This is a genomic window from Ruegeria sp. YKSD179 (genome assembly GCF_059612885.1).
The window spans coordinates 12,260-34,483 of sequence record NZ_JBXWRL010000056.1 but is presented as its reverse complement, the minus strand read 5'-3'; the positions used below and the strand labels follow the sequence as shown (position 1 = coordinate 34,483).

Sequence of the window (22,224 nt, the reverse complement as noted above, 5' to 3'; positions counted from 1 at the left end):
TACTCGCCTTCGATATGCCAGCCAGCCATAATCAATCCTCCCTGAATATTGAGAGTATGTCACAACTTTTGACTTCACGCACCTTTGGCAATCAATGACCGCTAAGTCCGCGAAACAGACGCTGGGGAAAATTCTGCGAATGTCTCCTTCGAGCCCTTCTCAGACCTTGATCGCGTGCGCAGCATTCGAAACGATTGGCTAGAACTCTCGGCTGCATTCGACGACGAAGCAAAAGGATGTTTAAGGTTGTCAGACCACTTCGCAAAATGGAGAAGCAAATGCGTCGATCGATCCTGATGCTACCAATGGCTATGGGGATATTAGGGGGGCCAGCATCATCCCAACCGCTCTTTGAGGATTCTAAGGCTTTCGATCCTTCCAGCGAAACGGCAATGGCGATTACCGGGCCAGTAATCTTGTCCACCAAGCGGATAGTCTTCGAGACCGGCAGGTTTCTTGATCTCGAAGTTCATGACCCCAAGAGTTCAGGCAATTGGGGTGCGTCTGGCGACGTGCCTGTTGCTCAGGTGTTTCGTGTATCAGGCGATGCAGGCCCACTAAGGCAGGGAAACACGCTTTGTGGCGACCAAACAATCACGTATATGGCAGCCTGGAGTGAGGACAGCTCCGGGTTCACCCACCTTGGCGTAGCGATGTTTACTGGCATGGAACCACCTGCAGGCATTGCCGATCAAGCGTTGTGCGCGACGTATTTCTTCTCTCTGGATGTTGCGGAGTAGTCCGGCAGTTGTCCTGAACTCATCGACATAGAGGACCATTCAAAGTCCAGGGCAAGCATGTGGTTCAGCGGTAGGGAATGCTGAAGAACGAGAAGCTGTTGGTCTGGGTAATTACGGTCGCTCCCGTTTCCGCCAGTAGGCTTGCCATTGCTTCACTTCCCGTCGGACAGGCCACAAGATCGGCCGCATCGTCGAGGAAATCGACAGTGAACGCCGTTTCGCCGACAAGCTGGCATTCGTCTGCAGCGTTTCGGTAACCACGAACGAAGTTCAGTTCCGGGTCAGGTTCGCTGATCGCGACCTCTGGAGCGGTTTCGACACATCCCGTCACGGTCAGGACCAAAGCGCAGGCACAGATGGCACGCATGACCTTTTCGAGGCGCCTTTCCATAAATTCTACTCCCACTCTGCACCCGTGCTGCGCCAGACCATTTCATCTGCATCCCAGACACTGGCTACGACGCAGGGCGTTGGGTTGATCCCATCACATTGCGAGCCATGCACATCGGCCAAAAGCACGCGGAATGGGCCAATATTCGCCATGTCCCATCCCTGATTGAGAAGCGAAAACATACGATCCTCGATCAGGAAGTGAGACATGCAACCGCCTGTCCCGCAATAGAGCGACACAGCGGTGGAACAGGCAAACCCGGCCTCGTCCAGAACCCAGTCCCGTTGGATGTCACCATCGAGATCAATACGGTGAACGGCTCCTAGTTCGAGGGCGAACTGTCCGTTCTCGAAATCCGAACATGCCTGCCGTGCGGCCTCGACTTTTTCCAGCAACGGAAAAGGCAGTTCGGACAAATCTTGCGCGTGTGCTGAGGCCGTGTAAAAGGCCACAAAGAGGGCACAGAGAGCAACCGCCCACCACCCGGCACCCGCGCGATTAACATTTCCAGCCAGTTGGCTACCCATGTTCGAATCTCCAGTCCTTCTGTGTGCCTCAGTTGCACTGGTCGTAGGTGTAGTCTCCAAACTCGATCCAGTTCCGGCCCCCATCACTGAAGACAAGGAACTCTGACCGGTCTTCGCCCAGAAGCGCGACCTGGAAGCCTGCTGGCGGTTTGGAGTTTCCGAAGTAGCTATATGAGGTCATCACTCGAACGGTCTCGCCATTGACGGTCACGATGGCATCCCACTGGTCATCCGGTTGGTCCACCATCGCGTATTCGATGACCCGCTGAACGGCGCCACCTCCACAATAGACAATACCTTCGGGCGCTTCCATGCTCTGAGATGCCGACACGCCGGAGTTGCATGCCGCGCGCAGGGATCTAACCGCCGCAGACGATCCTTTGAGCGTAAAGATGCCATAAGAGACATCCTTGTCAGCCATCGAAAGGTTAAGAACGGCGTTCTGCGCGATCTGGTCCAAAACGAAATCATAGTCCCCCTGATCGAAGAAACTAACCTCAACAGGATAGTTGTCGACGAGCGAGATATCCGCATTCACTGATCCTGCCTGAAACGCACCTACCTCGGTCGAACCATTCTTCATGAACCGAAAAGACAGGCCCTGCTTGGAGACAATATCCTGCGAGTCCTCATAACCTGCTGGCGCGAAACGGACACGATCGCACTGCAACTCCAGAGTCATGTCGCCGGTCTGAATGAAGGCGTTGGCGTTCGGCGGCCCACTGAAGTTCCAGTCAGCCATGGCAGGTGATGACATTATGATTGGGAGGACCGTGCCGGCGACTAGATGTCTCTTCATAAGTAACCTCCTAGGCAACTAAGCCATGTTTCGTCATTTCGCCGCGAAAGCACTGATGATCCTCGTCATAAGTTCAAGCTGCGGGTGGACCATATTCATTTGTGCCTTCCTGTGACGGTCGGCTTAGCCACCAGATCATCAGCACAGAGAGTATCAGTTGAAGAACTCCCACAACCATCAAACCGGTGACGCCAAGTAGAGCCGCTGGGCCCCTCAATGCTTCAGGGTCGTCAGCCCTTTGCTCGAGGACTGAAAATGCAGCGATGCCACTGAACAGCATGAACATGGTTGCGATGCTGAGCGCTGCAGGCAAGAGCAAGTACCAGCCTGGTCTTCCAGTGTCGTGCAAGCGCCGCCATCCGGCGGCCAGCATGGGTACGACAACTGCAAGTTGGAAGATCGGAGTGAAGACTTGGCTACTCTCTCCAGTTTCAGGGTTCACGCCGAATAGAGAGGCGTCGATGATTGCCAAAACAATGCTGACGAGGACCACGAACAACACAAACCACCAGTACTCTGACCGCGCCGCGCGCCCGGAAAAAACGAAGTATCTTGTGAGGCACGTCTTTATTGCTTCAACAAAACTCATATTTGTCCATTCCCTGAAAACGTTGCCACATATGTTCTGCCAAGAGGAAACATAACGCAAGCATTGGTCAAGCCGCGTGATTTTCTGCGCCTGCAATGGACCGCTATGTCCTGTTGGGATGGCTCCTGCTCCATCTGCATAAGGGTCATTCGCGATTTTTCGGCCAACGTCCGCATCGAGCCCGAAGCGACCATTGCTGCGATGGCCAAGCACGGCACTCATGCGCAGGAAACAGACCTTGCAAATTGAGGCGGCCCAATACAAGCCATTGAAAAAGCTTTCATTTCGCATGGACGTTGCCCCTCCGCCGTGCCTTTCCGCTTGCGTCCAATTATTGTAGAAGCAGTTGCTGTCCATGGCGAGGAACGGAACCGGAGCGTCCGGCTTCAATTGCGTCCGTCGTCAGAACATTCCGGGATACAGATTCATCATGTTCCGCACGTCCTGTTCACTCGAAAACGCGTCGGGATTACTCCAGATTATCTTGCTAATACAGTCGCGTTCAGAGTGAAGATCGCTTGCTGCGGGCTGCGATTTTCGGCTTTCGGGGTGGCCTCTGGTGAGCCCGCTGAATACTCCACCAAATACGCTCCAGATGCTGAGAGACATTGTATGAGAAGCCATTGCGATTCAATCACGGTATTGAAGAACCAGCCCCCTCAATTCACAGGCATAACAAACGATGCTAAATATTAGTCCATCCCCTAGGAGACCTGACATGACCAAACTTCGCCTTTTTGGTATCGTCATCCTTTTCCTTGCTGCACTAAGTGGGCTTTCAGAGCACCTGTTTTATGGCGGTGTCGACCCGAACGGTGTTCTGCAAGAAAGCTTCTTTTTGCCGCTGACTTTCATTCTCGCAGCAATTGGCGTCGTTGTGCTTGTCGCTTCTCTGTTCCAATCGCGGCGTGACTGAAACGCTTCCGTCAGTCAGAAAGCTGTTCCATAATGCAAATTGGGTAATCGCCAGGATGGCGACCTCCGCCCAAGTCTAGGCAGGCCTCCTCATATTGGTTGGCCCCCGAACGGGCAGCTTGAAAAGGTGCGTATCGGCAGAGCGGTGAGCATCTACATTGAGCTTAGCTATCGACTCCGAAATCCAATGATCCAAACCTCTACACAATCGCCCTGTTTAGCGCCCGTCAAGCGCATAAAACCGCGGTTTCCTACCGGTTAGAACGGACAGAACTAGTAGGACAGTTCTCACAACTCCGGTTGCTCAAAAACATAAAGCCGCGATTTCTTGGCATCGTCTGTCAGGATATAGAGAAGCCCTCTGGTCTCATCGAGAGCGATCCCTTCGGGATGTTTAACTTCCTTTTGTTTGCCGTCTTCCGTGAACGTCAAACTGATAGACTTTACGGACTTGGACTCTGGATTGTAGACGAAGATTTGACGGCCTTTGTCACTCACAATCCAAAGAGAACGTGAGGACGGGGACCATGCTAGGCCGCTCAAATCTAGTTCATCATCATCTACACGCTTGGAGATAAAACCTGCATCGCGGGCTAAAGGAATGATCTCAACAATTTCGTCTAGCTCTGGTGATACGACCATTAACAATCTTGGTTGTCCTTCAATGCCAACGAAGACCCGCCCGGATTCCGGGTCAACGGCGATACCTTCGGGTCCCTTGTTTAATGGGTTGCCGACGAGTAATTCAGCGGCGGCCGGGTAACCTTTAAGAGATGTGAGAGGTATTGTTGTCAATTGAATGGGTTCGGTTGGGTGAACGACTAGAATTGATCGATCAGTTTCCTGAAGCACCAAAATAGACCCGTCTTTTCGTGATGCGACGCCCTCCAGATCTGATCCCGCCAATGATGGCAGCTTGAAAGAGTTTCCTAATGCCCCGTCGATTCCAAGTAGGTGCAGTTTAGGTTCAGCGTCGCTTACTGACCACAAGAAGCCTTCAGCGTTAGACAGAGACATTCCGGAAGGCTCCGAGAAGCCTTCCGATTTATCCGCCACCTTGAATGAGTCGATGAGAGTCAAACCGTGACTCTCGGCGTGGGCGAGCTCGATCCAAGCCAGTAATGTAAAAGTAGCGCTTGAAAAAGAAGCAAGTGTCCCAAGCTTGGTGAAGCACGGTGAAAACCCAAGTTTCGACCGAAGCAGCTTGTGTTCTGACATTGGATTTTCTCGCGCTTGGACCACATCCCTGTATCAGCGTTCGTATCACAGTCCGGATGCGATGTCCGAAGAATGCACGGTAATCTCTTTACCTGATCCCGCCTGTTGCGATTGTATTGGACAAGATGTGCCTTTGGCGGAACGCAATCTGCTAGAGTAAGCAGGAAGGAAGTTAAGTTGAACAAGACTTTCCCACTTATGGCCGGGTTATTGATGGTGCTGTTGCCAAGTGCTGCGTTGTCACAAATCGACCCCGCGACTATGTTGGCCGGTACTTCGGATTCGGAAATACTTATCGAACGACGTTGGACGCAGTTTCGTGGTAAGCAGGAACTGTATTTTTTTACTCTCGATGTCATCGTAACTGTCATATTGACTGGACTGATCGTTTATCACCCTGTGAGGCGGAGAGCCCGCAGAAGTGTCCGCGATATCGTCATGCCGCGACTGTTCTTCCTATACGCGCTTGTCGGCATGGCGGTTGGGTTTCTGGTCGTACAGCACGGATCTATGATCGGGTTCGTGATCTTTGGAATAGGAGCCCTGTTGAGGTTCCGATCAAATATGGATGACCCGGTCGACACGGTGGAAATGATTATAGTCACCGTGCTTGGGCTCGCGGTAGGGCTGGGCTTGCCGCTGATGGCCACACTGGTGGCGGTTGTATGTTGGTGTTTCATTTGGCTCGGTGGGCGAAACAAGGGCGTGGAGATTTCGCTCAAGGCTTCAGAAGAAGAGCAATCATTGAAAGTCAGCGGAGCCATTGAAGCTATGGCCGCAGACGCTGGCTGGAAGCTGGTCAGAAGACACCACGTTCCCGGCAAATCTCGCGTTTCATTGCTTTTCATTACCTCGGGTGGGCTTTCGGAAGCCCGTATTGAAGAGATGATAATCGATCTAGTCCCTGAAAAAGTTGAACTGAAACTCAACCTCTAGTCATTTCACAAGGTCTAATCGTTTCAACACCGCATTCGGGGATCTGATCTCTTTCGGAAGCGACTTGAAATTTACCGACCTTTCGAACTCGGGCCCTCGATATACTGCTATCCCAAACTCTCCATTTGGTTGGAACGTAACATGAGTGAAGCTGTGTGGCGATTTGGCATTGTTACCAATAAGCCGTCGCGGGCCACCTCCCAAACAAGCTTGGGAGACATAAGCCACACCATCTTTCCAGCCTGGGTAGAAAGTGTGATGGTGGCCTGACAGATGCAGAACGACACCGCTTTCCAGGTAAATTTTTTCAAGTGTTGGGTCACCTATGATTTCGCGTTCACGCTGGATCGCGAAGGGCCAAAGTGGGAGATGACTGAAAGTGACAATCGGGTCTCCATTTGCACCCAGTTCCACAAGTCGGTCCTGCTGATCGCCGGATAGCGGCCCTAGGGTCGTAGCATCCAAAGACGCAAACGTTACGCCCTGCATCTCAAACGCGTAGAAAAACGGATAGTCATCCGAAACCAGGAAGTCGACGTCTGGCTTTCTCGGTGTCCATTCCTCTGCGTATATTTTTCTTTCACGCTCGAACCCACGGTAGGCGGAGGCATCATGGTTTCCAGGCGTGACCGCAAATGGAATTCCGGCAGCCGCTAAAGGATCTGATACGGCCTTGTGAAACGCCTTCCACATCTCCCTGACCTGTTTGTCTGACAAATTGGGAATTCGTTGTCCCGCGACCATATCGCCCGTCGAAATCACCAGATCGGGATCAATCTCGATTATCCGCTTAATCGCCTTGTCGACGCGCGCATCGTATTTTACCGAGCCATAGCTTCCGTTCAGATCCGAGATCACCACGATCCGAACGGCCTCCGCTGCCGCCTGAACACTGGCCAGCGCCCAAAGCAAAAGGCCAATCGCGAGGTTATTCCGGATCACAATTGATCTCATCAGGCACGACGTCGCCAGTAAGGAAGAACTCCTTTGGGTTCAGATCGAACCGTAACCGCCCCGCTCTGCAGCCTTCCTGAAGGATGCCGGTTGCGAGTTCTGTGTTGTTGACGACCTGAGTGACCTCTCTGTCCTTTAACCCAAGGCTTGTCGAAAGCCACTGGTAGATTGGCCCCTGCGATTGCAGATCACGATCGAGCGCCACGAGGCGTTTGTAGACCTTGCCGTCGAAGTGCCTGAGCTTTTCTAGCATCTGCGTCGTTTTAGCGAAGTTCGCGTAGGCCACGCGCGCCCCCGCATCGTTGTCGTTGAGGTTGGTGCGCCTGAGAAGCATCGCGCCCGCCGGCACGTCGCCATCACCCGGTTCATGATGCTTTGCCTTCTTGTGCTCTAGATCGCCTTTTTCGATCCAGTAATAGTAGGGCGTGAAGTCGATGTTACCCACCCGGTCCTGCTGGCTGAAGATGAAGTCGAGAAGCACAATCTCGGAAATCTCGCGCGTCCAGTAGGCCATCTGCTCACTGGGTATGTCGGGCCCGAGATCGCGGCTGATCTGGCCGTCACGGCGGGCTTTGGCGAGCCCGGTATCGATCGCCTCGATCAGCGGCGCGTCTTCGCGCAGCGCCAGGAACGCCGGCGTCTCCTGGAAGTCCATGTTCTGGCCCTTGCCCCAGCCAGACTTCCGCGTTCCGTTGAGCTCGGATCCGTACCGATGGCCCGGGCTTGACGTCAGGATGCCGTATATCTGTGTGCGGTCCTTGGTGAAGATGTCGCCTGTGGGGCTGTAGGAGGCCGGGTTCGCCTCGGCGTTGACGAGGTGCTTCCATCCCGCATGATTCATCCGCGCAGAGCGATTATGGCCCGAAATCGCGAGGCCGGGCCTCGCCACCTCGGAATTGTGCATCGCCACGTCCATCGACCGCCAGACGGTCACAGGAACCCTCACATCCATATCGAAGTAGCGCGAGAAATGATAGTAAAGGAGCGGTGAAGCGGAGTAGGTTCCGCTGGTGCCTTCCGCATTCATCGTCACCTTGAACTTGGCGAGGTCGTCTTCGGCGAGATCCTTGGCCGACTTGCCCTCCTTGCACGCGTTGCGTTCGAAGGCAGCGCGGTCGCTCGCATACGGTCCACTCGAGATGTCATAAACCATCATGCCGGGGCTCGTGCTCCACGTCTTTGGGCACAGCCCGACGGCAGTAGCGTAGAGGTCAATCGCGCAGAACGCCGCTTCGTCCTTCAGATCGCCGTCGGAGTATTCGCCGCCCGGGATCGGCGCGATCCTGACGCAGCGCTCCACCACACCGTTGGGGCTCGTAAAAGTGGCTGCCTCGCCGCGGATCGCATCAGTCGCGAAGGAGGGAGCGGCGGCGAGTATCGCGACGAGCGAAATCGTAGCTCGGATCATTTTGGGTGTAGTCCTTCCATTAATCTGGGCAGATCGCGGCGCGTTCGGCGTCTGTGATCCGAAGTGCCGGATCGACACTGAAGCGCTCGAACTTGCCGTCAATCCACGCGTCGCAGCCACCCGAACAAGGCGCTCCATTCCGCGCATCATTCCAATAGCCCTTGGCTCGATCCTCCGACCAACCGCAGAACTGAACCAGTGCCATCGCCGAGAGCGCACCCGAAGAGTGTACGCCCCACATGCAATGGACGTAGACGGGCCCGTCATTGCCTTTGATGACGTCATGAACAGCCTTCATCACATTCCCCGGACGCGAAGAGCGCGCAGACTGATAGTCGAAGCTGCCCGACCCGCAGGAGGTCGTTCCGTACTCAGTGTTCTTGCCGAAATCAGCATAGAAGCCGCGGGAAAAGCCTTCGGAACAAAGCGACTGGCGTTGAGAAGACGACAATCCAGTGCGCGCCTTGTCACCTCCGGAGAAACCACCACGATACAGAACACCGTCCAGTACTGGGCGAAAAAACGCTGCACCATCAGGCGCACCAGAGTTCGTGCGCGCTAGCATGTCGGACTGCGAAGGCCCACCGTCGCGTGAGGTGACGTCGGCCGCACTGGCTGCCGGAATTGGAATGATGCAGGCCAATGCCAATGCGAAGATCCTATTCAAGACAATCTCCTTCCATTAAGTAAGACAATCAGGGGTATGTGCGGTCGAACAACGATAGCTTCCCCTCAAAGCTTAAATCTAGTTTTTTTGATCATCGTGATTATCCTGCGTGATCGGGCCGATTCGGGCAGTTCCTGTTTCATCCAACGGCGAGTTAGAATGGCATTTTAACCAAATATCCGCTGCTTTGTTTCCCAAATACTCGTCTCTTACGGAAGTCTATCCTCTGGCAATAAATATGTTGGGACGAGGTCTACCCTGCAGGCAGTTTTCACCTGCTCGCTCGGCTGGTCAAAGAATGCAGCTGCGACATCTCGTGCGCATTGCGAAAACAAGGTTGCACCATGTCCTGTATTCGGGAAGCGAACGAACTGTGATCCGATCAGATTGTTGGTGGGGTCTTGTAAGAAGAACTTCGCTTGAGCGGGGCAGGGTGGTTGCGTAGCGTGCGGGAATGACCAAACCTGCTTCGTTCAAATACTTCAAAACCAGTCCCGAGATCATCCGTCTTGCGGTGATGCTGTATATTCGGTTTCCACTCTCGCTTCGGAATGTCGAAGATCTGCTGCATGAGCGAGGCATCGACGTCAGCCATGAAACTGTCCGATATTGGTGGAACCGGTTTGGCCCGATGTTTGCTGCTGAGATAAGGCGAAAGCGAGTTCAGCAACTGCGCGCGTTCTCGAAATGGAAGTGGCATGTCGACCAGGTTTTTGTGAAGGTAAATGGCAAGCGACATTATCTGTGGCGAGCTGTTGATCACGAAGGCGAGGTGCTGGAAGCCGTTGTCACCAAACGCCGAAACAAAGCTGCAGCGCTGAAATTCCTCAGGAAATTAATGAAGCGGCACGGCAAAGCTGAAGAAGTAGTCACAGATCGCTTCGCATCCTACAAGGCAGCGCTCAAAGAAATAGGTGCGTTGGAAAAGCAAATGACGGGCAGATGGCTCAACAACCGCGTTGAGAATTCTCATCTGCCGTTCCGACGACGAGAACGCGCCATGCAGCGTTTCAGGCGCATGCGAAGTTTGCAGAAATTCGCCTCCGTCCATTCCTCTGTCTATAACCACTTCAACCAGGAAAGATCGCTCGCCAGCCGAGACACCTTCAAGCTGACACGCACCGCCGCTCTTGCCGAGTGGCGCGAACTTGGCGCGGGATAAAGGACAGCCTCACTGGCCTAACAGAGACGAGTTCGAATTCGTCTGACAGCACCGCCACCCACCCCTATCTCTGTCAGCGCACTCTTTCTTTCCCTGTTTTCTCCCGTTTTCCCGGGCGCTTGGGCTATGCAATCTGCCAGAGAGACGACCGTAATCCCGTGAGCTGGCCCGACTTCGGCGCAGTGTCTCTGTCGGCACCATCACGCGCTTCGGTTAGGGTCAAATTTCCCTGCTAACAGGGCATTAACAGGGAAAATCTTCAGATTTGGGGCGTTTTGGTGATTTTGCGCCCTGAATCTGCGCATGTTATCAGTGCGTTGCACAAGAATTCCCTGCGCAAAATAACAGGGAACATTTTCGCGATTATCAGGGAAATTTTCCGGAGGAACAGGGAGCGCCACGTCTAGATTAGGGATTTCACTGCCCGCTTTCGAAGCCGTACAATCGGGCCTGGGCATCCCAGTCCAATGGCAGTGGTTTTCGGATGATCCGTTCGAGGGTCAGGTTTGTCGGCTGGCGCCCCTCGAGGATTGCGCTCTGGATCGCGGGCGACAGGAACGCCAGCTGCGATCGGGTGCGAATGTAGGATTCTGCATGTCCCGTCGCCTCGGCGATATCTCCGAGGGGCCTGCCGTCGCGCAATTCGGCTGCCCAGACATGCGCGCGGGAAAGAGCGCGAAGGAGCGTACGATCTGGTTGAGGCTCGCGGTCGCCGATGACGATCTTTCCTTCGACACCCCGCCTGCGCAGTTCGAAGGTGGCCTCAATCGTCCGAACCGCGCGGTCCAACTCATTGGGTTGCATTTCCAACGCCTCGGCTAGACCATCCGCATTCAGCCGCAAGACAATGCCGTTCTTCGTGATCTGCCCATCGTCCAAGATCTTCTGCATATTATCCGGCGCGCCCTCTGAGAGCCGACTGGCGAGTCGTCGTGCTTTTGCTTTGATGGCATCGTTGCGCTTCAGATCGGGTCTTGCGTAAATTCGATGGTCATGGGCCAGCTTTCCGATATGCCGTGCAATGGCGTTCGCCACGGCCTGCTCCAGGGTCGGCGCGGGCAGGCGCCAGCCTCGCTGGTCCGTTTCGCCAGAGACCAGCCGGTTCGAGACATAGTAGCGGATCTGCCGTCCATTACGCCGGGTGTGTGTCGGGGTCAGTCGATCTCCAGTTTCATCGCGGAGTTTTCCGGTGAGCGGCGAAATAGACCTAGCACCGAGTTGCCGGGCAGCAGACTTTCGCCCCCTTGGCCGTGCACTGGCAGCCGCTAGCTTTTCCTGTACCCGTTCCCAAATCGCCTCGCAGACAATCGGCTCGTGCTGCCCATCCCATACCTGGGTCTTGTGGCGGATCTTGCCGATGTAGATCGGGTTGCGCAGAGCCGCATAAATCTGGCCGCGTGAGAACCGATTGCCGCCCTGGATTCGTCCAGACTTGAAACGGTGCAGCTTGGAACGCAGGCCCAAGGCATTGGCCCGGCGCATAACAGCGTTCAGGCATCCGAGGTCATCGTAGAGGCCGAAGAGCGTCCGCACTGTTTCCGCTTCTTCGGCGTTGACGACGAGGCCGCGGGTTTTTGGATCAGGATGCGGATCGTAGCCGAGCGGCGGCACGCCACCCATCCAGAGGCCTTTTTTCTTCGAGGCCGCGATCTTGTCCCGGATCCGCTCGGCCGTGACCTCGCGCTCGAACTGGGCAAAGGACAAGAGCACGTTGAGGGTCAGTCGGCCCATGGACGAGGCGGTGTTGAAGGCCTGGGTGACCGAGACGAAGGAACAGCCCGCGGCATCGAAGCGCTCGACCAGCTTGGCAAAGTCGGCAAGGGATCGGGTCAGACGATCAATCTTGTAGACCACAACCATCTGAACGAGCCCCGCGTCGATGTCTGCTAGCAGGCGCTGAAGGCCGGGCCGGTCGAGCGTGCCGCCAGATATGCCGCCGTCATCGTACCGGTCCTTGCCCGCAACCCAGCCCTCATGCCGCTGGCTGGCGATGTAGGCGGCACAGGCCTCAGCTTGCGCGTCCAGCGAGTTGAAGTCCTGGTCGAGCCCTTCGTCGGAGGATTTGCGGGTGTATATGGCGCAGCGGATTCGCGGCTTGCTCACGGTCAGCCCGCCCGCTTCAGACCGAAGAAGCGGGGCCCGGACCATCGGGCCCCGGTGATGGCGCGGGCGATCGGCGACAGCGAGGCGTAGCGCTGATCCTTCCAAATGAACCCACCCTCGACAACATCAACCACATGGGTCACGCCGTTCCATTCTCGGACAAGGCGTCCGCCGGGTTTGAGCGCGGCGCTGCTGGTGTTCCGGTCCTCGCGGGCCGCCTTCTGCAGCTTCCCAACAAAATCCTTGGGTAAGCCGTCGCGTTCTTGGGCTTGCATCTCGAAGGCGAGGTATCGGCGCAGAAAGGGGCTGCTGAGACGTTTTGGGACAGGTGTGCCGAAAAACTCGTCCCAGGCGGCGATCAGCGCCGCCCGGTCCATGGTTTCGATCTCGGCCACGGAGAGCTTCACCGGGGGCTCTCCGGGCCGCTGGTGATGCGGTAGACGGCGCCATTCCCGGCCTTGGCTGGCTCCGCGCGATCAATGCCGTACCCGGCCTTCCTGAGCCCGCTTAACGCCGCTCTGACCGAGTGTGGCTGCCAGCCGGTTGCGGATTGCAGAGTAACAAGTTCCGCGCCGGCCTTGCGGCTCAGTAGTTTGCGCAAGATTGCGGACTTGGTCTCGCGCGGTCGTGCTGATTTGGATTTGGACATTTTAGTTCCTCGGTTTTGCGAGCCAGCGGGGTGCCGGCCCTGGTACCGAGATGCGCCCGAGGTCCAACCGGGCGTGGGAGCAGTGACGCTCCTGTCGGGCGGAAAGTCCAGTTCAGAATGGCATTATTCGCGCATTTTGGAGTCTTCGGGGATCTTTACTCCCATTCGCTCCAGTCTTTCGAGGATTTCCTGCCGCATATTCTTCTGCTCTTCCTCTTTTGCTTGAACGGCTGGGCCGACTTCCAACATGATCCGGATGGCTTCGAGCAGCGACGGTTTATGGCCTTTGAGGCCTTTACGGCAGAGCGCGAGATAGGCAGCTTCGATGCCGTCCACACACCCAATTCATCGTAAGACATTGATGTGGGTTCCGGTTTTTTTTCATTCATTCAAGGAGCTTGCGCCGTGTTCCAACGCGCGGAGACGCCACCCGGAGACGGTACTTACGCGCAAGCTCTCTATCGTTGACGACCCCAGTAAGGCTGAGGATGTGTTTTCCCAAACTCATCTGGAAAAAGTTTGGGAGTGGTTCAGTGGCAGTGCCTTGATGCGGCTGGACCAACGCAAAGAAGCGCGGGTGGCAGTCGTGGCTCAGCGGCTGCATCAGGATGATCTGCCTGGGCGACTGATCCAAACTGGTTTGTGGGAAGTCTTTGAGCTTCCGGTGATCGAAGTTCGTGAGAGGGAGGTCGCCATGCCGGAAGGGTTAGTCTGGACGCGACCAAAGGGTGACATAAAGACTGAACATTGAGCGAAGTTCCGCAACCGCAATCTCGGCTTCTACCCCTTCGCAGTAACAGAGGCCGCTTCGAGCGCCTGATCGAGACTGTTTGCCACCTGGTTCACATCGTCCCCCGACAGGCAGAGAGGCGGCACCATGCGTAGGCATTGCTGGAACGGGCCGGATTTCGACAGGATGATCCCTTGCGCGCGACAGGCCTCGAACACCTCGGTGGTCATGTCCTTGTCGGGTGTTTTACTGTCTCGATCCTTGACGAATTCCAAGGCGAGCATCAGGCCTTTGCCACGAACATCACCAATCGCTGCGTGCTTGTCTTTCAGATGTTGCAATCGCTCCAGAAGGGCTGCGCCTACAGTACGGGCGTTTTCCTGCAACCCTTCGTCGCGCATCACCGCCAGCACCGCCCGGGCCGCCGCCGCTGATGTCGGGTTGGCGCCATAGGTGTGGAACATGAACTTCTCGGCCATTGGCTCGGCAATATGTTTCCTGGCCACCACCGCGCCGATGGGAAATCCGTTACCCAATCCCTTTGCCATGACAACGATATCGGGGACAACACCGTCTGCCTCGAACCCCCAGAAATTCTCGCCTGTGCGGCCAAGGCCCGACTGCACCTCGTCCGCGATGTATAACCCGCCCGCCGCGCGTACGCGATCCGCCGCGCCGGACATGTAACCGGGGGGCATTTCTATGATCCCGCCATAACCCTGCACGCTTTCGACAAAGATGCCCGCCACTTTGCCGGACGTGGCGGTGGCGATGGTGCGGTCTATTTCTTCCAGGTACGGCTGCGTGCCGGGACCAAAGATGCCGCGATACTGATTCGGTTCAGGCAAAAAGGCCACGTTGCCGGGCATGCCCGGGTGCCGCCACCCCGCAATACCGGTGATCGACTGGGCCGCCGCCGTTGGCCCATGATATGCGGTGCGTAGGGCCAAGAGGTCGAGGTTGCCGGTATAGGTGCGCGCCATGGTCATGGCGAGGTCCACCGCCTCGGACCCGGAATTGGTCAGATGTACTACCCAATCGTGGCCCTTGGGCATGGTCGCGGCCAGTTCTTCGGCCAGTTGGGCGGGGGTCGGATGATAGAACATCGTCGTGCAATGGGTCAGTTCCTGCGCCTGGGCGGTGGCTTCCGCCACCACACGCGGATGCGAGTGCCCAACCGAGATGCAGACATTCATGCCCAAGAGGTCGGTGTATTTCCGACCATCCGTGTCCCACAGATATTGCCCCTGGCCTTTCCTGAATACAATCGGCTCGCGGAAAGGCGTGAACCGGGTCAGCGAGGCGGCATAGAACTGGTCTCGCCGGGCGGCTGTGTTGGAAAAGTCCCAATCGGTGTGGAGCGGATGATCGGTCATTTGGAACCTCCGGTTTTCAGACGTGTGTTTTCGGGATCAAACGGGACAACGGGCAGCACGGTCGCGGTGCGATGTTGCCCGAGGATCGAGACTGTCAGCCCAACGCGAGCGTTTCGGTCACGCAGATAGGCCAGGGCCAGCACCTTGCCGGTGCGGTGCCCATAAGCGCCGGACGTGACGATCCCCACCGGCACGCCATCCTGCCAGACAGTGTGCACATAGAACGGATCAACCTGGCCGTCTTCGATTTCGAGCAGCGCCATGTCCCACGCGTTATCGCGTGCCAGCCCGTCGCGCAGGTCTTTACGGACAAAAGGTGTCAGCCCGGCCTCAAGCGGGCTGCGTTCGGTCGTCAGGTCACTGCCCCAGCCGCGATAGCCCTTTTCCAGTCGCATGGAATTGGCGGCATAGGCCCCGTAAAAGCCCAGCCCATGCGGCTTGGCAAGCTGTTCAAGCGTGGTGAACAGCGTGACCGCATGGTCCCTCGCCACATGCAGCTCCCAACCGCATTCGCCCAGGTACGAGACCCGCAAGGCGCGCACCGGCAGACCGGCAAGCTGGACCTCCTGCGCCGTGAGCCACGGCATATGGTTCAGTTCGGGCAGAACGTTTGGGGATTTGGGACCCATGACACCGACAACGGCAAAGGCTTCAGTCACGTTGCGGACGGTGATATCAAATCCTACCGCAACCCGCATCAGCAGATCAAAGTCGATCTGCTCTGCCGCTGCGGCGCTTGTCAGATACGCAAGATCCTCAGCCAAACGGGTGACGGTGAATTCAGACAACACCCCGCCCGCAGGCGTCAGCGCATGGGTCAGGCCAATGCGGCCCGGCGCGGGTCCACGATTTGCCCCCAATGCCTCAAGAAACGGCGCGACATCAGGGCCGGAGATGTCGAACTTCGAGAACACTGACAGATCGGCCATAGCGACGCGGTTATGCGCGGCGGCGACCTCTTGCGCCACGGGTTCGAACCAGTTCGCGCGGCGGAAGGTCTCGATGGCCTCAGTTCCGGGCGTGTCCCCAAACCAGTTAGGCCGCTCCCAGCCATAGGCCGCACCCATCACGGCCCCGCGCTTGATCATCAGGTCGTGCAGCGGCGACAGGCGCAAACCGCGCCCGGCGGGGCGTTCTTCGTGCGGATAATGCACGCCGAATTGCAACCCAAAACACTCGATGGCCTTGGCCACGCGATAATCGCGATCCGCCCAGGCGCCAAAGCGCCGGCTGTCCACGGCCAGCGCATCCATCGGCGGGGCGCCATGTGTCATCCAGTGCGCCAGGAACCAACCGGCGCCGCCGCCTTCCATCACGCCCATGGAGGACCCGGTCAGCAGCCAGGCATTTTCCAACCCGTGCGCCGGCCCGATCAGCGGATTGGCATCGGGCGTGAATGTGATCGGCCCATTGATCACCGATTTCACACCGCCGGTTTCCAGCGCGGGAATGCGCGCCATCGCGGCCATGATGATGTGCTCGACGCTTTCCAGATCGGGCGGCAACAAATCCGCACCGAATTCGGGTGGGACGCCATCCACAGACCAGACCTTGGCGTTCTTTTCATAGGGCCCGAGGATCAAACCGTCGCGTTCCTGGCGCACGTACCAGCTTTCTTCCGGGTCGCGGATGATCGGCAGTTCGCTCAGGCCCTGTGCGATCCGGTCCGCAACCGCACCTATGGTATCGGTGACCAGATACTGGTGAAGCACCGGAACCGATGGGATGTTAAGCCCCATCATATGGCCGATCTCCCAGCCCCATGTGCCCGCGGCATTGACCACATGCATGGTCTCAATGGTCTCCTTCTCGGTCTCGATCCGCCAGTGATCCGACGCGTGTTCAATCTCTATGACCGGGCAATTGCGCAGGATGCGCGCACCGCCGAGTCGGGCGACCTCGGCCATGGCATGGGTCGCCATCGTCGGGTCCACATGGCCATCGTTTGGTTCGTAGATGCCGCCCAGCAGTCCGTCGAGCCTTGCCAGCGGGTGAAGCTCGGCGATGCGTTCAGGCGTCAGAATCTCTAAGGGGTAGCCGGTAAACTCCGACAGCCCCGCCACGTGGCGAAACTCGTCCATCCGGTCGGGGTTGCGGGTGATCCGCATCGCGCCGGAGCGGTGGAACCCGCAATCGCGCCCGGTTTCCCGGGGCAGGATATCCCGGTAGAGCCGCACGGACGTGGCGCGCAATTCCTGTATCGTCGGGTTATGGGCAAAATGCGTGCAGAGGCCGGCCGCATGCCAGGTTGAGCCGTGGGTCAGGTCGTTTTTCTCTACCAGCAACACATCCGACCACCCGGCCTTGACCAGATGATACAACAGCGACACGCCCATAGCGCCGCCGCCGATGATTGTGACCTGCGCCTTAGTCATGCGCGCATCCTTTCGCCTGAGGGGTCAAAGGGCGGGCGGCGCAGCGGTGTTGCCGCATAATCCCGGCCGGCGACCCTAATTGTGAATTCTCGCTCGCAGGTCTGGACCAGACGCTCGCACGGCTGGACAGAGACCACAGTAAAGCACAGGTTCAACCCTGTGCGCGGCCCACGCCCACCCGATGTCGTTAGCCCGACAAACCTGCCGTCTTCGAAAACCGGTTCGTCATGCAGCATCAACGCGGGGCCTTCTACCTGCATCAGCACCAGACGCTGGCTTACACCATTCGCCTTTTGCCGTTCCAGCGCGACCTTGCCGGTGAAGTCCTTTGACCAGTCAATGGTGAAACCCAACCCCGCCTCGAGCGGTGTCACCTCGGGGCCAAGTTCATGCCCCCAGTGTTTGAACCCTTTTTCCAGGCGGCAGCCGTCCAGCGCGTAATGTCCCAGCGGGGTTGCGCCTGCATCCCGTAATGCATTGAACAGCCCGGGCGCGAGGGCATTGGCGATGGCCAGTTCCCAACCCAGCTCTCCGACAAAGCTGACGCGGGTGGCGCGACAGGGAATACCCGCGATCATGGCTTCGGCAGCATGGCCATAGGCCATCTCAGGCAGGTCGCCCAGTCCTTGTAACAAGGCCCGGCTGCCCGCCCCCATGACGCCGATGGTGCAGAAGGCTTCGGTTTCATCTTCAATGGTCACGTTTCCGGTCAGATGGCGTTGCAGAAACGCCAGATCGCGGGCGCGGGTGGCGGCACCGGATGTTAGATGGAAGGTCCCGGTCCCCGTGCGTGTGATCGTCAAATCCATCTCGATCCCGCCGCGTGCGTTCAGAAGCTGCGTGTAGACCGCGCGCCCAAGGGGCACATCCATCTGCGCGGTGGTCAACCGGTTCAAGCCCGCCAACGCGTCGGGACCGCTGATGTCCACCTTGGTAAAGGGGGTGAGATCGATCAAAGCGGTGCCTTGATCCATGAAAGCAGCCTCGTAGCAGGCCAGCGGCCACCAGCCCTGATCCCCGACCGAGTAGGGCTGCGCAGGGCCATAGTAGAGCCCGCGCTCCCATCCGGCGGTCAGGCCAAAATGCGCCCCGGATTTCGCCCAGCACGCGTGCAGGGCCGTGCTGCGTAACCCACGCCCGGCTGTGGGCTGTTTGTAGGGCCAATGCAGGTTGAACAGGTCGGCCACCGCCTCTTTCATGCGATCAGCCATGTGATCAGGCGTGGCGGTGGCCGGGTCAACGCGGGCGACATCGACCTCCCACATGTCCATTGGGGGGTGACCATCAACCATCCAATCCGCCAATGCGCGCCCGATCCCGGCCGAGGACATCACCCCGACCGAGTTCATTCCAGCCGCGACGAAGAGCCCGTCGACAGCGGTCTCCCCGACCAGGGGGCGCGTGTCCGCTGTAAAGCTTTCGGGGCCATTCATGAAATGCTGTATGCCTACGGTTTCTAGGCTCGGGCACAGGTCCAGCGCGGCCTCCATGAAGGGGGCGAACTGGTCCCAATCTTCGGCCATTTCCAGGAAGGGCCTGTCGCCTTCCGGGCCGTAGGCGTTCCAGCATTTGGCATTCGGCTCAAACCCGCCGATCACCAGCTTGCCTGCGTCACCCTTGATATAGATGCCGCGATCCAGATCGCGGATCACCGGAAACGGGCCCGGCAGGTCCGGGATCGGTTCGGTCACCACATACATATGTTCAACGGCTTGCAGAGGAAGCACTACGTCCACTCCGGCGGCCAGTTCGCGCGACCATGCGCCGGTTGCTATCACCACTTGGTCGGCGTCCAGTTCGGACCCGTCGCTCAGGCTGACCCCAACGATGCGCCCACCTGTCTTGCGCAAGGCCTGCAGGGGCGTGTTTTCGCGAATGATCACGCCGCGATCACGCGCAGCCTTGGCATAGGCCATGCACAGATCAACCGGGTTCACATTTGCGTCCTCAGGAACATAGAGCGCCCCGGAGTGGCTGGTCAGATCACACAAAGGCAGTGGCACGTCGGCAGGCGCGATCACACGGGGGGTCAGGCCCTGCGTCTGGCCCAAATCCGCAATCCGGTGCAGTTCGTCCAATCGTTCCGGCACCCGCGCCAACCAGTAACCTCCAGTCCGGCGATAGCCCGTCGACAGGCCGGTCTCGGCCTCAAGCGCGGGAAAGACCTCAAGCGCGGCTATGGCCAGCCGGGTCATGTTCGGGGTCGCGCGCAGCGGTCCAACGATCCCGGCCGCATGCCAGGACGTGCCCGAGGTCAGTTGATTTCGCTCGAGCACGGTGACGTCATCCGCCCCGCGCTTTGCCAGATGATAGGCAACACTCAGGCCAATCGCTCCGCCGCCGATGATCAGGACGCGGCTCATCCGGCGCTCCATTGACGCAGCTTTCCAGGCCGCTTTAGGTTGACCGCATGACAATTCACGCCCTCTGGTGCCACCCCCGCTCGGTTTCGACAGCCTTTGAACGCATCATGCGCGAACGTGGTGATCTTTCGGTTCTGCACGAACCTTTCATGTACCACCATTATCTGACGACCACGGACCGGCTGTTTCCGGGGTTTTCGCCTGAACCCGGGCACCCTGCCACCTATGACGACATCCGCGCGATGATTCTGAAAACGGCCCAAAGTGGTTCGGTGTTCTTCAAGGACATGGCGTATTACGTGGTTGATATTCTGTCGCGCGACACGGCGTTTGCCGGCCAGATGACCCATGCCTTCCTGCTGCGTGACCCCGTCGAAGCGGCACTGTCCTATGCCAGGCGTGACCCTGAGTTTACGCGATTGGAGTTGGGGCACGAAGCCCAATACCGGCTTTTTTCGGCGCTGGTCGAGATGGGCCATGACCCTTTGGTGATCACCGCGGACCAGTTGCGCCGCGCCCCGCAGGCGACGCTGCGCCGTTACTGGGCGCATGTCGGGTTGGAGTTTCTGGAGCACGCTTTTACTTGGGACGACACGGTGCCTGACGGGTGGCAATCGGTTCAAAGCTGGCATTCCGAGGTGCTGCAAAGCGGTGCCATCAAGGCCCCCGAAGTCACGGCGTTTCAGGAAGAACTGGATGCGCTTGGTGCGCCTTTCACCGACCATGCAGCGCATCACCGACCGTTCTATGTGCATATGCGTGAGATTGCAGAAACCCAGGCCCATCAAAAATAATCCTGGTCCGGTTTCTCGGCCTTGCGGGCTGCGATGTAGTCCAGCAGCGCCGCGTCAATACCAGGGTCCAGGCCGGGGTCTTCGTACCCTGCCAACTGCTCTTTCCAGATGGCATTGGCCCGTACGGCAGCATCCTTTTCACCCGCTGCATACCATTGCTCGTATGAGTTGTCATCCGGCGTCCACGGCCGGAACAGCGCGGTCATGAAATTGGCCTGCGTATGCTCGGAGCCAAGGAAATGCTGCCCCGGCCCGGTCGCGGCGATAGCGTCCATCGCCTGGGCGTTCTCACTCATGTCGATGCCGTTAAAGAACCGCCCTATCTTGCCGCAAAGATCATGATCCAGAATGGTTTTCTCGAACGAGGCCACCAATCCGCCCTCTAGCCATCCCGTCGCGTGGTTGATTAGGTTGGCGCCCGCAAGCATCGACATCATCAAGCCCCAGGCAGCTTCCTGTTGGCTCTGCGCGTCTGGAACTTTCGATGCACTGAGTGTGCCGACCGTGTGCAGCGGCACCCCTAGCCTGCGCGCCAGTTGACCGGCAGCAAGAACCATCAGCCCGGCCTCAGGCGTGCCGAAAGTGGGCGCGCCCGATTTCATCGACATGGTTGAGGCGAAACTGCCCATCATGCAAGGCGCACCGGGTTTCACCAGCTGGGTCAGAGTCATGGTCGCCATGGTTTCGGCCAGCACCTGCGCCAAGGTGCCCGCCACCGTTGATGGCGACATTGCCCCGGTCAGAACCCATGGCGTGCAGGCGACCGGTTGTCCGGCCTGGGCATAGGTCTTCAGCGCACCGGACATGTGGCTGTCCATCACCAAGGGCGCGTTGGTGTTTGACACGCAATAGAGCACGGCATTTTTGGCCACGAAGGCCTCACCGAACACGATCCGCGCCATGTCGATCGCATGTCCGGCCCTCTCGGCCCCGATAAAGGCGCCCATGAAAGCGCGGTCCGAGTAGCGGATGTGGCCATAGAGCATGTCGAGATGGCGCTTGTTGGCCGGCAAATCGACCGGCTCGCAGACCACGCCGCCCGAGTGGTGCAGCCACGGCAGAGTGTGGTGCAGCTTGATCAGATTGATGAAATCCTCATGCGAGGCATAACGGCGCCCCTGGTCCAGATCATGCACGAAGGGTGGCCCCCAAGCGGGGCAGAGTACACTGGCATCTCCACCAAGCTGCACATTGTTGGCTGGATTACGAGCATATTGGATGAACTGAGCGGGCGCGGTTGCGGTGATTGTCTTGCGGCAAAACCCGGGAGCAAAACGAACGCGCGTCCCGTCCACATCACAGCCAGCCTCGGCAAAAATCTGCAGGATCACGGGATCATCCTGAAACTCCATACCCGTTTCAGCAAGGATGGTATCCGCATTGGCCTCGATCTGCTCCAGCCCGGCTTCACTGAGCACATTGAACGACGAAAGCTTGCGCTGAATGAACGGCGCGTGGGCCTCGGACGCCGCGCGCGTACCAGCAGTTTTCCGACGGCGAGAAGAGCGGGTGCGTGTCATGACAGCAT

General features: G+C 57.9%; 22 protein-coding genes. 6 read left to right on the top strand and 16 right to left on the bottom strand.

The features are described 5' to 3' along the window. Positions 1-278 precede the first annotated feature (278 nt). Complete coding sequence (locus AC2FNE_RS20615) at positions 279-740, top strand: hypothetical protein (RefSeq protein ID WP_496806175.1); 462 nt, start codon at positions 279-281, stop codon at positions 738-740. Positions 741-804: 64 nt separating this feature from the next. Here the strand turns inward: AC2FNE_RS20615 and AC2FNE_RS20610 are convergent, their stop codons facing one another. The 4 genes from AC2FNE_RS20610 to AC2FNE_RS20595 all read right to left on the bottom strand — a co-directional run bounded on the left by AC2FNE_RS20610 (position 805) and on the right by AC2FNE_RS20595 (position 3,337). Further along, positions 805-1,131, bottom strand: a complete 327-nt coding sequence (locus AC2FNE_RS20610) for a hypothetical protein (protein ID WP_170482799.1) — start codon at positions 1,129-1,131, stop codon at positions 805-807. A gap of 5 nt (positions 1,132-1,136) precedes the next feature. Beyond that, positions 1,137-1,658 carry a hypothetical protein gene (locus AC2FNE_RS20605; protein WP_170482794.1) on the bottom strand — a complete coding sequence of 174 codons (522 nt, stop codon included), beginning with the start codon at positions 1,656-1,658 and terminating at the stop codon, positions 1,137-1,139. A 28-nt stretch (positions 1,659-1,686) separates the two neighbouring features. Further along, on the bottom strand, positions 1,687-2,457 hold the full coding sequence (locus tag AC2FNE_RS20600; RefSeq protein ID WP_496806174.1) for a hypothetical protein: 771 nt from the start codon (positions 2,455-2,457) through the stop codon (positions 1,687-1,689). A gap of 73 nt (positions 2,458-2,530) precedes the next feature. Continuing rightward, a complete protein-coding gene (locus tag AC2FNE_RS20595; RefSeq protein WP_254442666.1) occupies positions 2,531-3,337 on the bottom strand; it encodes a DUF805 domain-containing protein in 807 nt (268 codons plus the stop codon). A 427-nt stretch (positions 3,338-3,764) separates the two neighbouring features. On the opposite strand from AC2FNE_RS20595, the gene AC2FNE_RS20590 reads away from it, so the two are divergent. Then, positions 3,765-3,962: a DUF3955 domain-containing protein gene (locus tag AC2FNE_RS20590; RefSeq protein ID WP_170607917.1), complete on the top strand. Its 198-nt coding sequence runs from the start codon at positions 3,765-3,767 to the stop codon at positions 3,960-3,962. 287 nt (positions 3,963-4,249) lie between these two features. On the opposite strand, the gene AC2FNE_RS20585 is transcribed toward AC2FNE_RS20590, so the two are convergent. After that, on the bottom strand, positions 4,250-4,978 hold the full coding sequence (locus tag AC2FNE_RS20585) for an SdiA-regulated domain-containing protein (protein WP_496806173.1): 729 nt from the start codon (positions 4,976-4,978) through the stop codon (positions 4,250-4,252). A gap of 378 nt (positions 4,979-5,356) precedes the next feature. Here AC2FNE_RS20585 and AC2FNE_RS20580 point away from each other — a divergent pair, with 378 nt between their 5' ends. Continuing rightward, on the top strand, positions 5,357-6,115 hold the full coding sequence (locus AC2FNE_RS20580) for a hypothetical protein (protein ID WP_496806172.1): 759 nt from the start codon (positions 5,357-5,359) through the stop codon (positions 6,113-6,115). On the opposite strand, the gene AC2FNE_RS20575 is transcribed toward AC2FNE_RS20580, so the two are convergent. From AC2FNE_RS20575 to AC2FNE_RS20565, 3 genes are read right to left on the bottom strand one after another with little or no spacing between them, the layout of a single operon-like run. Next, complete coding sequence (locus AC2FNE_RS20575; protein WP_496806171.1) at positions 6,116-7,057, bottom strand: metallophosphoesterase family protein; 942 nt, start codon at positions 7,055-7,057, stop codon at positions 6,116-6,118. After that, positions 7,044-8,477 (bottom strand): hypothetical protein, encoded by a 1,434-nt coding sequence (locus AC2FNE_RS20570; protein WP_496806170.1) that lies wholly within the window; start codon positions 8,475-8,477, stop codon positions 7,044-7,046. Before AC2FNE_RS20570 ends, AC2FNE_RS20575 begins: the two co-directional genes overlap by 14 nt. A gap of 19 nt (positions 8,478-8,496) precedes the next feature. Continuing rightward, positions 8,497-9,144, bottom strand: a complete 648-nt coding sequence (locus AC2FNE_RS20565; protein WP_496806169.1) for a hypothetical protein — start codon at positions 9,142-9,144, stop codon at positions 8,497-8,499. A gap of 454 nt (positions 9,145-9,598) precedes the next feature. Here AC2FNE_RS20565 and AC2FNE_RS20560 point away from each other — a divergent pair, with 454 nt between their 5' ends. Beyond that, positions 9,599-10,306, top strand: coding sequence for an IS6 family transposase (locus tag AC2FNE_RS20560; RefSeq protein ID WP_496806168.1), 708 nt, complete (start codon positions 9,599-9,601; stop codon positions 10,304-10,306). Between the two features lie 417 nt (positions 10,307-10,723). Here the strand turns inward: AC2FNE_RS20560 and AC2FNE_RS20555 are convergent, their stop codons facing one another. The 4 genes from AC2FNE_RS20555 to AC2FNE_RS20540 form a co-directional block, all read right to left on the bottom strand. Then, positions 10,724-12,409, bottom strand: coding sequence for a recombinase family protein (locus AC2FNE_RS20555; protein ID WP_496806167.1), 1,686 nt, complete (start codon positions 12,407-12,409; stop codon positions 10,724-10,726). Positions 12,410-12,411: 2 nt separating this feature from the next. Next, positions 12,412-12,804: a DUF2924 domain-containing protein gene (locus AC2FNE_RS20550; protein ID WP_496806166.1), complete on the bottom strand. Its 393-nt coding sequence runs from the start codon at positions 12,802-12,804 to the stop codon at positions 12,412-12,414. A gap of 8 nt (positions 12,805-12,812) precedes the next feature. Beyond that, the gene (locus AC2FNE_RS20545) at positions 12,813-13,058 is read right to left on the bottom strand and encodes a DUF3489 domain-containing protein (protein ID WP_496806165.1); all 246 of its coding nucleotides are present in this window, start codon (positions 13,056-13,058) and stop codon (positions 12,813-12,815) included. 123 nt (positions 13,059-13,181) lie between these two features. Beyond that, a complete protein-coding gene (locus AC2FNE_RS20540) occupies positions 13,182-13,394 on the bottom strand; it encodes a hypothetical protein (protein ID WP_496806164.1) in 213 nt (70 codons plus the stop codon). Between AC2FNE_RS20540 and AC2FNE_RS20535 the strand changes: the two genes are divergently transcribed. Beyond that, positions 13,384-13,809, top strand: a complete 426-nt coding sequence (locus AC2FNE_RS20535; protein WP_496806163.1) for a hypothetical protein — start codon at positions 13,384-13,386, stop codon at positions 13,807-13,809. The genes AC2FNE_RS20540 and AC2FNE_RS20535 overlap by 11 nt on opposite strands. A gap of 29 nt (positions 13,810-13,838) precedes the next feature. Here AC2FNE_RS20535 and AC2FNE_RS20530 read toward each other — a convergent pair whose 3' ends face one another. From AC2FNE_RS20530 to AC2FNE_RS20520, 3 genes are read right to left on the bottom strand one after another with little or no spacing between them, the layout of a single operon-like run. Next, the gene (locus AC2FNE_RS20530; RefSeq protein WP_496806162.1) at positions 13,839-15,164 is read right to left on the bottom strand and encodes an aspartate aminotransferase family protein; all 1,326 of its coding nucleotides are present in this window, start codon (positions 15,162-15,164) and stop codon (positions 13,839-13,841) included. Then, on the bottom strand, positions 15,161-17,539 hold the full coding sequence (locus AC2FNE_RS20525; protein ID WP_496806161.1) for a GcvT family protein: 2,379 nt from the start codon (positions 17,537-17,539) through the stop codon (positions 15,161-15,163). Before AC2FNE_RS20525 ends, AC2FNE_RS20530 begins: the two co-directional genes overlap by 4 nt. Next, a complete protein-coding gene (locus AC2FNE_RS20520; RefSeq protein WP_496806160.1) occupies positions 17,536-19,902 on the bottom strand; it encodes a GcvT family protein in 2,367 nt (788 codons plus the stop codon). Before AC2FNE_RS20520 ends, AC2FNE_RS20525 begins: the two co-directional genes overlap by 4 nt. A gap of 47 nt (positions 19,903-19,949) precedes the next feature. Between AC2FNE_RS20520 and AC2FNE_RS20515 the strand changes: the two genes are divergently transcribed. Further along, complete coding sequence (locus AC2FNE_RS20515) at positions 19,950-20,696, top strand: sulfotransferase-like domain-containing protein (RefSeq protein WP_496806159.1); 747 nt, start codon at positions 19,950-19,952, stop codon at positions 20,694-20,696. Here AC2FNE_RS20515 and AC2FNE_RS20510 read toward each other — a convergent pair. Continuing rightward, entirely contained in the window at positions 20,687-22,216 is a 1,530-nt protein-coding gene (locus AC2FNE_RS20510) for a trimethylamine methyltransferase family protein (RefSeq protein WP_496806158.1), read from the bottom strand. The two genes, AC2FNE_RS20515 and AC2FNE_RS20510, sit on opposite strands and share 10 nt — an antisense overlap. Positions 22,217-22,224: the final 8 nt, after the last annotated feature.

Bases quoted from the DNA above. Each gene is read 5' to 3' on its own strand.
- AC2FNE_RS20615 (WP_496806175.1), top strand. From the start codon at position 279: ATGCGTCGATCGATCCTGATGCTACCAATGGCTATGGGGATATTAGGG.
- AC2FNE_RS20610 (WP_170482799.1), bottom strand. From the start codon at position 1,131: ATGGAAAGGCGCCTCGAAAAGGTCATGCGTGCCATCTGTGCCTGCGCT.
- AC2FNE_RS20605 (WP_170482794.1), bottom strand. From the start codon at position 1,658: ATGGGTAGCCAACTGGCTGGAAATGTTAATCGCGCGGGTGCCGGGTGG.
- AC2FNE_RS20600 (WP_496806174.1), bottom strand. From the start codon at position 2,457: ATGAAGAGACATCTAGTCGCCGGCACGGTCCTCCCAATCATAATGTCA.
- AC2FNE_RS20595 (WP_254442666.1), bottom strand. From the start codon at position 3,337: ATGCGAAATGAAAGCTTTTTCAATGGCTTGTATTGGGCCGCCTCAATT.
- AC2FNE_RS20590 (WP_170607917.1), top strand. From the start codon at position 3,765: ATGACCAAACTTCGCCTTTTTGGTATCGTCATCCTTTTCCTTGCTGCA.
- AC2FNE_RS20585 (WP_496806173.1), bottom strand. From the start codon at position 4,978: ATGTCTCTGTCTAACGCTGAAGGCTTCTTGTGGTCAGTAAGCGACGCT.
- AC2FNE_RS20570 (WP_496806170.1), bottom strand. From the start codon at position 8,477: ATGATCCGAGCTACGATTTCGCTCGTCGCGATACTCGCCGCCGCTCCC.
- AC2FNE_RS20560 (WP_496806168.1), top strand. From the start codon at position 9,599: ATGACCAAACCTGCTTCGTTCAAATACTTCAAAACCAGTCCCGAGATC.
- AC2FNE_RS20545 (WP_496806165.1), bottom strand. From the start codon at position 13,058: ATGTCCAAATCCAAATCAGCACGACCGCGCGAGACCAAGTCCGCAATC.
- AC2FNE_RS20535 (WP_496806163.1), top strand. From the start codon at position 13,384: ATGCCGTCCACACACCCAATTCATCGTAAGACATTGATGTGGGTTCCG.
- AC2FNE_RS20530 (WP_496806162.1), bottom strand. From the start codon at position 15,164: ATGACCGATCATCCGCTCCACACCGATTGGGACTTTTCCAACACAGCC.
- AC2FNE_RS20525 (WP_496806161.1), bottom strand. From the start codon at position 17,539: ATGACTAAGGCGCAGGTCACAATCATCGGCGGCGGCGCTATGGGCGTG.
- AC2FNE_RS20520 (WP_496806160.1), bottom strand. From the start codon at position 19,902: ATGAGCCGCGTCCTGATCATCGGCGGCGGAGCGATTGGCCTGAGTGTT.
- AC2FNE_RS20515 (WP_496806159.1), top strand. From the start codon at position 19,950: ATGACAATTCACGCCCTCTGGTGCCACCCCCGCTCGGTTTCGACAGCC.
- AC2FNE_RS20510 (WP_496806158.1), bottom strand. From the start codon at position 22,216: ATGACACGCACCCGCTCTTCTCGCCGTCGGAAAACTGCTGGTACGCGC.